We start from the raw sequence: 14508 nt of genomic DNA, 5'->3' as shown, positions 1-14508 counted from the left end.
TTAAAACTGGCAGCTGCTCTTATTGAGCGCCTGATAATGTCCATTCGGATATGTCAGACAAAGACCCTGCCCAAAATTCTTTCGCTCCTCCTGTTAATTCATTCCGCTTCACAGCAAACTGACTATCAGAATACAGCGGCAGAACATACATTTCTTTTTGCCATAAGACTTGAAATTCATTGTAAATTTCTTGACGTTCTTCAAATGTCGTAGCTTTTTTACCCGCTTCCAATAAAGCGTCACTTTCAGGATCGTTATAGCTTGAATAATTAGAAGCACCATGAGAAGCAAAATACGTTGAAACATCCGGATCAACGGTAAATGCATAACCCATCAGCATTAAGTCGTATTCGCCTTTTTGAGCAAGTTCCAAGGTTGTTGGGAAATCATAGGTGGTTTGAACCACATTGAATCCCACTGCTTTTAGGTCTTGTTCAATCAAATTCGCGTATTGTTCTCGAACTTTATTGCCAATCGGAACAACTAAGCGGATTTCTTGGCTCATATCAAAATCGGATTCAGCAATGAATGCTTTAGCTTTTTCCGGATCATACGGAGTGGGTTTTAAATCCTCGTTTTTATAAGGACTAGCCGATGTATAGGCACTTTCTAAAACTTCTCCTTCGCTTTTCAACAAACTATCCACAATTTGTTGGCGATTGATAGCATGCGCGATCGCTTGCCGAATGGAAGTATCTGCGAAAACATCATTGTTGAGTAACGCAAATTGTTCGGAATAACTTGGATTTGTATCCACTGTTAGTTCATCGATTTCTTTCAAAATAGCGACATCTTGAATCGGAACGACTCCAATACCGCCGCCGGCATTAGCTTGAATGCCTCCCGACTGAAATTCAGTCACTAAATTGGTACCATTCATAATTCGAATAAAAAGCTGTTTGATTTCTGGAGCACCTTTGTAATACTCCTCATTGGCAACCAATTCTAAGTGATCGTCTTTTGCATAATCAACAAATTTGTAGCTTCCGCTTGTGACCGTCGGCTGCGTTACAAAATCAGCATTCGCTAACTCTTTTTTGGGAATATCTTTTAAAACATGCTTCGGTACAATGAAAATTTCAAAGCCTAAGATTTCTTTTAAATAGTTGGGATCCACCGGAGTTTTAGTTTTTAAGGTAACGGTCTTATCATCGACAGCTACCAAATTTGGCAGTTCGGTTAATCCGGCTTCACGTTTTCCAACATCATTTGTTCCTTCTAATGAAGAAACCGCCATTCCACGAACCGACTCCACTTCTGGATCGGCAATCAAATTATACGTAAAAACTACATCATCCGCCGTAATTGGCGTTCCATCAGTCCAAGCAGCTTTTTGGTTTAATTTGATCGTGTAATGTTGATTATCTTCTGTTTCGAAGCTGTCAGCCAATGCAGGTTCAAAAGTAAGAGGTTCAGGCATTTCTAATAAACCATCATAGAAAAAACGTTGCGTCCAACGGCCAGAAACGCCGGGAGTGTTTAAAGGATTGAAACTATCGGGAGCATTGGTCAGCCCCATATAAAGAATATCTGAGGGTACTTTCTTAGATGCGCCAGCTTTTTCAGTATCCACATTTGTACCACATGCTGCCAGCACCGACAGAATCATTAAATACCCTACCGCTAATTTCCACTTATTTACTAATTTACCTTCTTTCATATTCATCCCCATTTCTTTTGTTTGCACCTGAATTGCTGCTTTTACTTCGTTTCTCCTTCAACAGCGTCGCGAAGACCGTCTCCAATAAAGTTGATTGCTAAAACAGCCAGTAAAATCATGATGCCGGGTGGAACCCAGCGCCAAGGCTGATTAGCCAAAACCGTCAGCGATTGAGCATTTGACAACATATTTCCCCAGCTCGATGTCGGCGGGCGAACACCCATTCCTAGGAAACTGAGTGAAGCTTCCGTTAGAATCGAATTGGCGATACCGAATGTGGCGTTAACCAAAATCGGAGAAAGCACATTCGGCAAAATTTGTTTAAATAAGATATGCGGAGTCGAATACCCTACTGAAACAGCTGCTTGAATAAAATCCGTGTCTTTGATCGACAACACGCTTCCACGGACCAACCGGCACACTGTCGGCCAACCGAGTAACCCTAATACAATGGTCACTGTCCAAATGCTGGGACCAACCAAACTAACTAACACTAAAATAACCATAAAATAGGGAAAAGACATAAATACTTCTGTAAGCCGCATGATAAAAGCATCCGTCATGCCGCCAAAGTAACCGGAAATCAGCCCTAAAGTTGTCCCGATAGCGATATAAATCGCTACTGATCCTAACCCTACGATCAAGGAAACACGAGCACCATAGATCAAACGGCTAAAAACATCTCTTCCTACTTCATCTGTTCCTAACAAGAAGTCGCTATTTGGAGCAGTCTCAAAGAAACCAGTCGTTTCATAAGGCGAGTAATTCACGATCAAAGGTGCAAAAACGGCCATTAAAATCACAAGACCAAAAACGACCAGACCGCCCATCGCTACTTTGTTCCGCATAAATCGTTTAGCAATAGTTTTGAGATAGCCTTCATCTTGAGATACCAGCATCCGTGCTTCTGCCTCTTGTTCAAGTTGTTCCATTTTCTTTGTCGAAACTAGGTTAAAATTTGCTGCCATTTTCTCCTCTCCTTTCAATCGTATTTTATCCTTGGATCCACAACAGCATAGAGAATATCTGTGGAAATATTAGCTGCCATGACCGCAACAGCTGAAAGCAATGTAATGGCCATTAAAACTGGATAATCTCTGGAGTTGATCGAAGTGATCATTAGTTGACCTAAACCTGGCCATTGAAAAATTTGTTCGGTGACAACAGCTCCTCCAATCAACTTAGGAATATCCATCCCGATAATAGTGATAATTGGAATCAATGCATTGCGAAGCCCGTGTTTCGTTAAAATATCTCTTGCCTTCAGACCTTTAGCAGTTGCTGTTCGTAAATAGTTTTCTCCCAAAACGTCGATCATACTGGAACGGACATATCGGATCATATTTCCCGAGATACTCGTTGCTAAGACAATCACTGGTAAAACCAAGTGTTGGATTCTTTCCAATACTCCTCCATCGCCGCCTAAAACTTGCATCCCCCCAGTTGGCAACCACGCTAACTGCAGTGAAAAAATATAGATCAAACCTAATCCTAAAAAGAAGTTTGGAACAGATACGCCTAAGAATGAATTGCTTGTAATCAGATAATCCACCCAAGTATTCTTTTTAACAGCACTATAAATCCCTAATGGAATAGCTACCAAATAGCCGACCGCCAAACTAATCCCCATTAATTGGAGCGTTGGCGATACACGGCTGAAAAGGATAGCCGCCACCGGTTGTCTAGTCGAATAAGAAAAGCCCAAATTTCCTTGAAGCAAATTCGTGATCCATTTAATGTATTGAACGGGCAGCGGCTGATCTAATCCCAATGCCGTTTTAGTCGCTTCAATTTGCTCTGCCGTTGCATCCGGCGCAACATACAAGTCAACTGGATTTCCAGGTGCCAGATTAATAATAACAAAAGAAAAAATGGATACCATAAACAATACCGGTACAGCAATCATTAATCTTTTTAGTATATATTTTTTCATAAAAGGACCTCCTTTTGTTTCTGATTGCTCAATCAGCTGTCTTTAATAAGTAATCCTCTGCAATAGCTAAAAAAGCTTCTCCAGAATGCAATAACGCTGTTTCATCAATTTTAAATTTCGGATGATGATGAGGATAATTCGCCCCAATCGCTGCATTTTTAGCACCTACATAAAAGAATGTGCCCGGTTTTTCTTGTAAGTAATAAGCAAAGTCTTCGCCGCCCATCCCTGACTCAACTTCGAAAACTTCAGCTTCGCCAAACTTTTCTTGCATCACTTTCGTCAATCGTTTGGTTTCCAGCGGCGTATTCATAATGGATGGGTATCCCCTAGTGTAGCGAATTTCAACAGACCCTTGATTAACCGCAGCAATGCTTTGGCTCATTTGCTTGACTTGCGTTTCCATTAAATCGCGGATTTCTGGATTTAATGTCCGAATCGTGCCTCGCAATACAGCTTTATCCGCAATAATATTATTGGCTTCCCCACCTGCTTGAAAGCCTGAAAAAGTTAATACTGCAGGCTGTACAGGATCTACTTGACGGCTGACCAGCGTTTGCAAAGTCGTCACGATTTGCGTCCCGATCATAACCGAATCAACAGTAGTATGAGGTGCAGCACCATGTCCGCCTTTTCCTTGGATCTGCATTTGGAAAGAATCGGATCCGGCTGAACCATACGATTGACAATAAGCAATTTTCCCTGCTTCTAAATCAGACATGACATGAATGCCGAAAATATAATCGACCCCCATCAAACAACCTGCTTCAATCATGCTCTTTGCTCCGCCCGGGACGACTTCTTCCGCGTTTTGGTGCAGCAAGACTACATTTCCATGCAAATCGGCTTTGTTTTTGCTCAAAACTTTTGCAACACTTAAGAGTGAAGCAGTATGTCCATCATGTCCACATGCATGCATGATGCCTGGATTTTTCGACTGGAAAGGAACATCCGTTTCTTCATGGATTCGCAAAGCATCGAAATCTGCTCGAAAAGCAATCGTCGGGCCTGAGTGATCTCCATAAATTTTAGCAACAATTCCATATCCATTGCCTACATTTGTTTGGATATCTTCAATTCCCATCTGCTGCAATTGCGCTACAATAAAAGCCGCTGTTTGCTTTTCTTCATAAGACGGTTCTGGGTATTCATGCAGGTGCCGTCTCCAAGCGACGGTTTCATCAAAATTCGCTTTTAGTTCTTCTGTCCATTTTTCATAACTCATTCCATCCACTCCTCACAAATTAAGTTGCAATTATTCTGCTGCTGCTTCAATGGCTGTTTTATGCTTTATCGCTGTTTCCGTTTGAGCAGCCAAGTAATGCTCCGCAATGGTCAAAAATGCTTTTCCGCCCATTAACAATGCCCGCTCATCAATATCAAATTTAGGATGGTGATGCGGATAAACAATGCCTTTCTCGGCATTACCTGAATTGACAAAGAAAAATGAACCGGGTTTCTTTTCAAGGTAATAAGCAAAATCTTCGCCGCCCATCCTTAACGAGGTTGTTTCAACTGTTTCAGCACCAAATTTGTCAGTAAATATTGTTTTGATTACTTCCGTTTCAGCCGGATGATTGTAAACTGCAGGATACCCTTTTGTATAAGTAACGGTACATGTCGCATTATAGGCTGCACAAATGTGTTCAGACATTGTCTTGATTTTCTCTTCCAGCAAACTACGCAAGGTCGGTTCAAAGGTTCGAACCGTTCCTTTTAGATAAGCCGTATCAGGAATGACATTATTTGCTTCACTGCCAGCTTGGAAAGTCGAGATGGTTAAAACGCCTGCTTGCATTGGATTTTTCGTTCGGCTAATGAGCGATTGCAGCTGATTGGCTAAATGAGAACCGACAACAATTGGATCAATCGACGTATGCGGACTTGAACCGTGTCCGCCTTTTCCTTGGATCGTAATTTCAAAAAAATCTGCTGCTGCCATCGAGAAACCGCTGCAATATTGAACTTTTCCGTATTCCAAAGGCGAACGCAAATGCAAACCGTAAACATAATCGACGTCTGTTAAAGCGCCATCCTCGATCATGGATTTTGCCCCGCCCGGCAACACCTCTTCCGCGTGTTGGAAAATAAAAACGACTTCGCCTTTTAACTCTGCTTCAAATTGTTTTAAGACTTTTGCAACACTTAAAAGAATTGCAGTATGTCCATCATGACCACATGCATGCATAACACCATCATTGACTGAAGCAAAAGGCAGCTGAGTTTCCTCTTGGATGCGTAAAGCATCGAAATCCGCTCGAAAAGCAATTTTAGGCCCCGGTTGTGCTCCTATTAAACGTGTAACGAGACCTCCGCCGCCCACATTCGTGCGGATGTCTTCATAACCAAATTCAGTTAATCTGTCAAAAATATAGGCTCTCGTAGCAGTCTCTTGAAAAGAAATTTCTGGATAACGGTGTAAGTGTCGTCTCCAAGCAACCGTTTCATCAAAATTGTTTGCTAAGCTTTTTTCCCATTCGTTGTATCCCATTCAAACTCCTCTTTTCTTTTTTAATTCTGTTTAAGGTATCCAAGCATTAATCGTATGTGAGGTTTTCTAACTCGTCATTAGTTGGAAATGAAAACTCAACTATTCCTTAACGTTTTGAAATGTTTTTTAAAGTTTACCCGCTAAGATTAGATATGTCAAATTTTATTTTAATCTAATCTTAACGAATATTCTTCACTTCCTTAAAACACTAAGGGATACGTGTTACAAAACCTAACAAACTTTTTTTTGTATCGTTTTATTCTTGCTGTAATGTCCAAGCTTCGACATCGGTTAATGAACCAGGCCAAAACTCAGTGATCCCACCATTTAAGGTTTCATTTTTCACTACGATATCCAATGCAGAATAAAGCGGTACGATAAACATATCGTCTTGCCAAATCTCTTGTGCTTCATCATAGATAGCTTTTCTTTTTTCTGGATCGGTTTCTGCTAGACCCGCTTCTAGTAATGCAGTGTTTTTAGGATTTTCATAATTGGAATAGTTTGAAACTCCTTCTGGACCAACGTAATTGGTTACATCTGGATCAATATTCAATGCATATCCATACATCATCAAATCAAAGTCACCTGAACGGCCTTTTTCCATGACGGTCGGGAAATCAAAGTTAGACAGCTTGACTTTAAACCCTACAGCTTCCAAGTCTTGTTGAATCAAAACAGCCGATTGTTCTCTGACTTTGTTGCCGACCGGAACAACGATTTCTATTTCTTGGTTCATATCAAAGTCTGATTTAGTAATCAATTCTTTAGCCAATTCTGGATCATAGGCGATGGGTTCTAGTTCTTCGTTTTTATATGGACTGACAGATGTATAAATGCTTTCGATGATTTCACCTTGTCCTCCTAACAAACTTTCCACGATTTGATTTCGATTGATTGCATGTGCTAATGCTTGGCGGATATATTTATCTTTAAACACTTCTGTATTGATTGGCATCATTTGCACCGTTAAACTTGGCTGCACGTTAACTTCTAGTCCTTCAATGGCTTCAACTGTTTTTAATTCCTGTGTGGGAACTTCACCGATGCCTCCGCTGGCATTCATATGCAAACCACCTGATTGGAGCTCAGTTACAAGGTTGGTGCCATTCATGATTTTCAAAAAGACTTCTTTGATTTCAGGTTCTCCACGGTAGTAATCAGGGTTAGCGGTTAGCTCGATGTGTGAATCTTTTGCATATTCAACAAAAGTATACGGACCGCTCGTTACTTCAGGTTGCGTGACGAAACTAGCATTTGCCAATTCGCTTTTAGGGGTATCTTCCCATACGTGTTTCGGCAAAATGAAAATACCATAAGCAAGAAATTCTTTTAAATAGTTCGGATCAACTGGCGTTTCCGTTTTTAATGTGACTGTTTTATCGTCTACAGCGACTAAATTGGGAATCTCTGTTCGACCTTCTTCCAGTTTCCCAGAAGATGTTACGCCTTCCAATGAAGCTACCGCTACACCGCGTGTTGTTTCTACTTCAGGATCCGCAATCAGGTTGTAAGTGAAAACAACATCTTCTGCCGTAACGGGTGTACCGTCGGACCAATTGGCATCTGGATTTAATTTGATCGTATAGTTTTGATTGTCTTCTGTTTCAAAGCTATCTGCCAATCTCGGCGTAAATGTCAAGGCATCCGGCATATCCAACAGAGCATCATAGAAGAAACGCTGTGCCCACCGAGCAGATACACCAGCTGCATTTATCGGGCTGAAATTATCTGGCGGGTTAGTCATCCCTATGTAGAGAATGTCTTGAGATGCAGCTTTAACTTGTGCTCCTTCCTTCTCTGCGTTATTGCCGCAAGCAGCCAAGAATAAGAATGCCGCTAACCCCATCAAGATACTCCATTTTCTCATTCCACTATTTTTTTGCTTTTTCATTGTTGTTCTCCCCTTTTTTATGTTATTTTCTCTTTCTTTTTCTTCTACTTCTCTTTCTCTTGCTAGCTTACTTTCCTCCTTTAGCATTAATCGCAACCATCTTCTGCCACTTCGCGTTTTTATTTTTAAAAATAAAAAAGCAAGCCCTTCAAAAAAGATGAAGGGCTTGTTTATCGAACTGAATCGATCGAGCCCTAGGATACGAAAACTAGGACTCAACTAATTGAATAGTTCGAATCCTAGGGCATAATTAAAATTAAGACGCTTTTAGTCAGAAGAGCAGCAGGCATAACAGATGCGAATGTCAATTTAGTTTCTTTTCTCATAGTGTTTTCCCACTCCTTAAATGTATTTGTAGCTGAATAATACCTGTTAAAATTAGAATAGTCAAATGTTATATTCATCTAAATCTCATCTAAAAACCACCAATAAAAAAAGTAAGCGTGTTCAATAATCAATGTTCTGTTTTCTTTAATAGCGTAAGGTTAACCTTTTGATAAAAATACAAACAAACGAAAAATGTTTTTTCGTTTGTTCATTTTTTTATTATTTTTTCGTCAGTATTCCATCTTTCATCACATACACGCTATCACAATGTTCAATCAGCCGTTCATCATGTGTGACCATAATTGTAGCTTTTTTTTGTGCTTTGGTTTCACGGGCTAAAATTTTTACTACTTCAAAAGCTTTTTCGGAATCTAAGCTAGCTGTCGGCTCATCTGCTAAAATAACAGACGGCCCATGGTAAATTGCCCGTGCGATCGCTGCCCGTTGCCGTTCTCCACCTGATAAGTCGCTTGGGTATTTCTTTTTCAGTTCTTTTATTCCAAGTTCGTCTAATAAAGCATCGCTTTTAGTTGTATCCATTTTAGTTTTGTTTACTTTATTCACCAAACGCAGCTGATCTTCTACAGTTAGAAACGGAACTAAATTTGAAGCTTGTAAAATAAATCCAATTTCTTTAAACCGCAAAGCAGCTCGTTCTTTTTCAGGTACCTCACTAAATTTATGATTATTTATCAATACTTTTCCTTCTGAAGGAGTTTGCAATCCGCCGATGATCGTTAACAATGTACTCTTACCTGAACCGCTCGGCCCAATGATCGCTGCAAACTCACCCGCTTCAACCGAAAAATTCGTTTTTTTCAATGCTTCAACTTTCGTATGCCCTTCACCAAAAGTACGCGTTACATCAACTAATTCAATTAATTTCATCTTCTTCTCTCCTAACCGATCGCTTCTAATGGATCAATATTGACCACTGTTCTGACTGAAAACAGAGCACCTAACACAGCTACTAAAACCAACAAAATTGTTATCCCCGCTAAAAAAACGACATTCGTTCGATAAGGTACCGCTGCCGGCAAGACTAAAGCTGTCAAAACAGTTAAAATCAAACCGATTCCCACGCCCACTGCTGCTAATAAGAAAGTTTGCGCCACGACAGATGCAGATATGTAGCGAGTTGAAATCCCTTGAGCTTTCATCACTCCAAACATGCTTGTTTTTTGCAGGGTTAAGACATAGATAAAAATGCCGATCACTACAGCTGCGATCACGACTAAGAAACCGATCATCAAGCCAAAGGTTAAAACTTGTGCAGTATATCCTGGTATTTTATTGATATAATCTTTAATAGGGTAGGCTACTAATTCGTCATTGTCGATTTGAATATTATCCAATGAACCTGCTTCACCACGGACGACCACTGCACTGATACGGCCGTTGTCAGAATCATCCACTGCTTCAAAACGTACTTCTTGGAAAGCCGGTATAGTCGTATACAAAACCGGCGCTACATTGAATTTAGCATTTTCCGTAAACCCTACAACGGTTACTTCTTTGTCGTTTCCAGCCAACTCTAAGACGTCTCCTATTTCAATGCCTTCTTCTTCTTTCAAACTAATGTCAGCCACGACTTCATCTTTTCCGCTAAATGCTTCGCCTTCGATTACTTCCGGCATAATGAACTGATTAGCATCGATGCCAAAAAACGTGACATTTATTTTAGCATCCTCACCAGTCTTTCCGGCTTTTCTGACAACACTAGGAGCTTGTCCTAAAAAAGCAATTTCTTCGCCAGAAACTTCTTTAGCTTGTTCCAATGTCATCATCGACATATTGATATTCGTATTGGACTCATCCGTCAATACAATTCCATCTGCTTCCCATTTGTCTATACTCGTACGGTTATCTTGCGCTAGCCCATATGCTAAACCCACTAAAAAATAAACCAAATAAGAGACCAAAACTAGGACACCAATAATCAACGCAAATCGTGTTTTTGAATAGTTCATTTCTTTCCATGCTAAAAACATTTTCTTCACTCCTTTTCTTGATTTTACTCAACTAAATATACCACAAATCAACTGTTATCTTATAACACTTTGATTATTTTACTTGAAGAAGCAAAGTGGTTAGTACAACAAAAAAATTGATTAGTTTTTTTGAACTTACCAGTTCTTTCTATTTTAATTATTTAACTGCTTGTTTGCTTTACTTACAGAACGTTTGTTCGTATAATATAACTATAAACAATAGAACGATCAAGTAAAGGAGCTGCTAATATGAATTTCGCCATTATTACTGGAAAAGTCATTTCTGAAATCAAAGTTATCAACACCACTCATGGAGCACCATTATGCCGCTTCACACTCGAAGCGGACGACCGTCAATTTAACTGTTTGGTCGCTGGAAAAAAAGCCTATCGATTTGTATACGATATTGAAGAATATTCTGTTATCACAATAGAAGGAACCATTAATCATCGGATGCAATTGGTGGTGCAAAACTATCGGACTGAATCAAAACCAAATTATTTTGGGCACATCTTTGATTACAAAGGCAGAAAACTGCCACACAAAAAAGTGATGTTCTAACTCTATTGAACTGCAAGAAACTTAATCTATTTCCTTAACCTAATTTATACTAACTGCTGTTGGCCAAAAAAAAATAAGACGGAAGATTTTTTGGATTGCGAGTTATCTTATGCCATCCTTGATTTTCTTCCGTCTTGCTTTTTAGTTTACTTCACCAACTCGTATATCGCTTCAGCGTAAATACTCATGGCATTCATCAAGTCATCAATGGCCATAAACTCGTTAGCTTGGTGCATGGTATCGATGCTATCAGGGAACATAGCACCATAAGCTACACCGCGTTCAAATAAACGTCCATATGTGCCGCCGCCGATCGTTTGTTCATGAGCTTCTAAACCTGTTTGTTTTGCATAAACATTTAACAACGTTTTAACCAATGGATCATCCGCTGGAACGTAGTGAGGCGCTTGTGCTTTACCGCGTCCCAGAGTTACTCCATATTGGCCTAATTTAGCATCTAAGCCTATTTCAATGCTTTCAGCACTGACGCCTTTAGGGAAGCGGAAGTTTAACGCAATCAATCCGCCGTCTTCTGGTGTGAATGTGAAGACTCCTGGATTCATCGTTAAATCGCCCATTATGTCATCTACATAGTTCAATTCCAGTTTTTCAGCTCTAGAATCATCATGGAAATACTCTGCTGTCATTTCTAGATAGTTTTTAGCATCTCCGCCAAATGAATACCCGTTTAAGAAGATTGCCAAATAAGTTGCTGCATTCACTCCTCCACGAGGTTCCATCGCATGTGCTGCTTTCCCGTTAACTTCAATCGTGACTTGTTTCCCATCAATGGTCACTGTTCCAGTCACAGGAGATTTTTCGATAAAGTCATAGAAATCTTTTTCAATTTTTTCAGCTTCTTGGCTGTTAAATACAGCTGTTGCATCTTGAGGAACCATATTTTCACGTAATCCAGCATCAAAACTGGTCAACTCGTTTTTTCCGCCTGCATTCGTACCTTGCGTACTGACATAGACAGTCAAAATACCTTTTTCACCATTAATGATTGGAAATTCTGCATCTGGTGAAAAACCAAAATCAGGTTTTTCTTCTACTTCAAAGTAACGATCCATACACATCCAGCCGCTTTCTTCATCAGTTCCAATAATGAAACGGATGCGTTTAGAAACCGGCAATTCCAATTCTTTGATCATTTTCAGTGCATAATAAGCTGCCACTCCGGGACCCTTATCATCGCTCGATCCACGAGCATAGATACGTCCGTCTTTGATCACCGGATCAAACGGGTCTGTTTCCCAACCTGAACCAACTGGTACAACGTCAACATGTGCTAAAACGCCAAGTGTTTCGTCGCCTTCTCCATACTCGATGTGACCTGCTAAGTTATCAATATTCTTGGTAACAAAACCATCACGATCTCCAAACGCTAAAAACGCTTCTAGTGCTTCTTTAGGTCCGAACCCAACAGGAGCTTCTTCTGTTGCTTCACTGTCATCGCGAACACTATTAATTTTCAATAAAGAAATCAAATCCGCTAAGAAATCTTCTTTACGTGCCGCCGCTTCTTTTTTCCAATCGATTGTCATACCCTGAACACTCCCATCCTTCATTTTCAACATCTCTATCATATCACTTTTTGACTTGCATACCAATATTCCTATCTCATTTTCTTATGTCAAGATACTCTCGGTAAAGATATAAAAAGGGAAAACTGCTATTTTATTGTCCAATTATTAGATAGATAGGCTCTACTTAACCATTTCCTCCTATTTTTCTACCCAACTATCAGATAGACAGACTCTTCTTAACAATTCACTCCATTTTCTTCATCAAACTGTGAAGTAGAACGTCCCTCGTGCACCTCTACTCATCACACATTGATTTTCGTATTCTATTCAATGGCAACTATCCACTATAAGACCTCAAAAAATAGTTTTTTTAATGCAAGGTCAAAGGAGGCGAAGGATGAAAAATAATCGTTTTGTCTTTATAATAAGTTTCAAGGAGCTTTAAGTATCTGAAGGAGGAAATTCTTATGAAAAAACTGAATCAAGAAAGTATCCAAGGTTTGATTCCAAAAAGAAAAGATGACAGCTACAAAGGCGATTACGGCAGAATTTTAGTCATCGGCGGAAACGAATCAATGGGGGGAGCTATTATAATGGCTACTAGTGCAGCGGTAAACAGCGGTGCCGGGTTAGTCAGTGTTGCCACTGCAAAAACCAACCACATTGCCTTGCATGCTCGTTTGCCAGAAGCTATGGTGCTGGACTGGAATAACCGTCAAACACTCGCACAACAAGTAAAAGCAGCCTCGGTTCTTGTCATTGGACCGGGGATGGGTGATTCAAAAGATTCTTTAGAATTATTAAAATCTGTTCTCTCTCTCGTTACAGAAAACCAACAAATCGTGGTTGACGGATCAGCGATCACCATGATGGCAGAACACCAGCTTTCAACGCCTAAAGCCAAAACTATTTATACTCCTCATTTAGGCGAGTGGGAGCGATTAAGTCATTTAAAACCATCTGAACAAAAAGAATCTCTAAATCAGACAGCCCGAGCTGAACTAAATGCAACGGTCGTTTTGAAACAACATCGAACGGAAGTTTATTTTGAAGAAGACGTTTGGAAAAATCAAGCCGGTAATCCTGCAATGGCAACTGGCGGGATGGGCGATACTTTAGCTGGGATGATCGCTGGATTTTTAGCACAATTAGAAAATTCAAAGTCAGCCGTATTGGCGGCAGTTTATTTACACAGTCACATTGGCGATAACCTAGCTAAAAAGCAATACGTTGTCTTACCGACCCACATCATTGAACAACTGCCTTTTACTCTAAAAGAATTTTCCGAAAACTAAATCCAAAAAAACCTGACGAAGCCATAATGGCTATCTGTCAGGTTTTTGATTTCTTATCGGTAATCTTCCATCACTTTCATCTCTGCTTCAGTCAATGGTCGATAATGGCCGATTTTTAAGTCTTTATCTAAAGTTAAAGGGCCCATCGATAAACGTTTTAAATAAGTCACTTTTTTATCCACCGCTTCAAACATACGTTTAACTTGATGAAACTTGCCTTCATGAATCACGACTTGGATAGTCGACGTTTGTGACTCTGCATTTGTTGATAAAACCGTTAGCGCCGCTGACCGACAGACAAAACCATCGTCTAAAGTGACTCCCTCATCAAACGCTTGGATATCTTTTTTGTCAACGATTCCTTGGATCACCGCTTCATAACATTTATCGACTTCTTTTTTTGGCGATAATAAATTATGAGCTAAAACCCCATCGTTCGTCAACAACAATAACCCTTCTGTATCTTTATCTAATCGGCCAACTGGGAAAGGGTCCAATAAACGGTCTTGTGAATGAAGCAAATCAATCACCGTTTTATGCAGTTTATCTTCCGTGGCACTGATTACCCCTTGAGGCTTATGCAGCATCAAATAAATAAATTCTTGGTAATGAACTTTTTCTCCAGCAACCTGCACTTGATCGCTTTCCGGTTCGATATGAACTTTCCCATCTTTAGCAAGCTTGCCGTTTACTTCGACTTGTTTGCTTTTCAACAATTCTTTAACTGTTTTTCGGGTGCCATATCCTGTATGTGCTAAAAACTTATCTAATCTCATTGTACCTGCTCCATTCTCTTTTTAAAAAAGGGACTAAAAAAACTAGGTGGC

12 protein-coding genes are annotated in these 14508 nt (G+C 40.0%); 2 read left to right on the top strand and 10 right to left on the bottom strand.

Annotated elements, in window-relative coordinates:
* Positions 1–19: 19 nt before the first annotated feature.
* The 8 genes from JHE06_RS02965 to JHE06_RS02930 form a co-directional block, all read right to left on the bottom strand.
* On the bottom strand, positions 20–1687 hold the full coding sequence (locus JHE06_RS02965) for an ABC transporter substrate-binding protein (RefSeq protein WP_201089422.1): 1668 nt from the start codon (positions 1685–1687) through the stop codon (positions 20–22).
* A 14-nt stretch (positions 1688–1701) separates the two neighbouring features.
* Positions 1702–2628: an oligopeptide ABC transporter permease gene (gene opp4C / locus JHE06_RS02960; RefSeq protein ID WP_201089420.1), complete on the bottom strand. Its 927-nt coding sequence runs from the start codon at positions 2626–2628 to the stop codon at positions 1702–1704.
* A 14-nt stretch (positions 2629–2642) separates the two neighbouring features.
* Complete coding sequence (locus JHE06_RS02955; protein ID WP_201089418.1) at positions 2643–3593, bottom strand: ABC transporter permease; 951 nt, start codon at positions 3591–3593, stop codon at positions 2643–2645.
* A 28-nt stretch (positions 3594–3621) separates the two neighbouring features.
* Positions 3622–4818 (bottom strand): amidohydrolase, encoded by a 1197-nt coding sequence (locus tag JHE06_RS02950; RefSeq protein ID WP_201089416.1) that lies wholly within the window; start codon positions 4816–4818, stop codon positions 3622–3624.
* Between the two features lie 30 nt (positions 4819–4848).
* A complete protein-coding gene (locus JHE06_RS02945) occupies positions 4849–6084 on the bottom strand; it encodes a M20 metallopeptidase family protein (RefSeq protein ID WP_201089414.1) in 1236 nt (411 codons plus the stop codon).
* Positions 6085–6340: 256 nt separating this feature from the next.
* Complete coding sequence (locus JHE06_RS02940) at positions 6341–7978, bottom strand: ABC transporter substrate-binding protein (RefSeq protein ID WP_201089412.1); 1638 nt, start codon at positions 7976–7978, stop codon at positions 6341–6343.
* Positions 7979–8524: 546 nt separating this feature from the next.
* A complete protein-coding gene (locus JHE06_RS02935) occupies positions 8525–9193 on the bottom strand; it encodes an ABC transporter ATP-binding protein (RefSeq protein WP_058920045.1) in 669 nt (222 codons plus the stop codon).
* Between the two features lie 11 nt (positions 9194–9204).
* On the bottom strand, positions 9205–10296 hold the full coding sequence (locus tag JHE06_RS02930) for an ABC transporter permease (protein WP_058920044.1): 1092 nt from the start codon (positions 10294–10296) through the stop codon (positions 9205–9207).
* A gap of 249 nt (positions 10297–10545) precedes the next feature.
* On the opposite strand from JHE06_RS02930, the gene JHE06_RS02925 reads away from it, so the two are divergent.
* The gene (locus tag JHE06_RS02925; RefSeq protein ID WP_201089410.1) at positions 10546–10857 is read left to right on the top strand and encodes an ssDNA-binding protein; all 312 of its coding nucleotides are present in this window, start codon (positions 10546–10548) and stop codon (positions 10855–10857) included.
* Between the two features lie 146 nt (positions 10858–11003).
* Here JHE06_RS02925 and pepV read toward each other — a convergent pair whose 3' ends face one another.
* Positions 11004–12404: a dipeptidase PepV gene (gene pepV / locus JHE06_RS02920; protein ID WP_201089408.1), complete on the bottom strand. Its 1401-nt coding sequence runs from the start codon at positions 12402–12404 to the stop codon at positions 11004–11006.
* 449 nt (positions 12405–12853) lie between these two features.
* On the opposite strand from pepV, the gene JHE06_RS02915 reads away from it, so the two are divergent.
* Positions 12854–13681: an NAD(P)H-hydrate dehydratase gene (locus tag JHE06_RS02915; RefSeq protein WP_201089406.1), complete on the top strand. Its 828-nt coding sequence runs from the start codon at positions 12854–12856 to the stop codon at positions 13679–13681.
* Between the two features lie 53 nt (positions 13682–13734).
* Here the strand turns inward: JHE06_RS02915 and JHE06_RS02910 are convergent, their stop codons facing one another.
* Positions 13735–14457: a pseudouridine synthase gene (locus JHE06_RS02910; RefSeq protein ID WP_058920040.1), complete on the bottom strand. Its 723-nt coding sequence runs from the start codon at positions 14455–14457 to the stop codon at positions 13735–13737.
* Positions 14458–14508: the final 51 nt, after the last annotated feature.

It is taken from the genome of Carnobacterium sp. CS13, from assembly GCF_016653495.1.
Lineage (GTDB): Bacteria > Bacillota > Bacilli > Lactobacillales > Carnobacteriaceae > Carnobacterium_A > Carnobacterium_A antarcticum.
The sequence above is the reverse complement of the archived record's forward strand: the minus strand, read 5'-3'. Positions and strand labels throughout refer to the sequence as shown.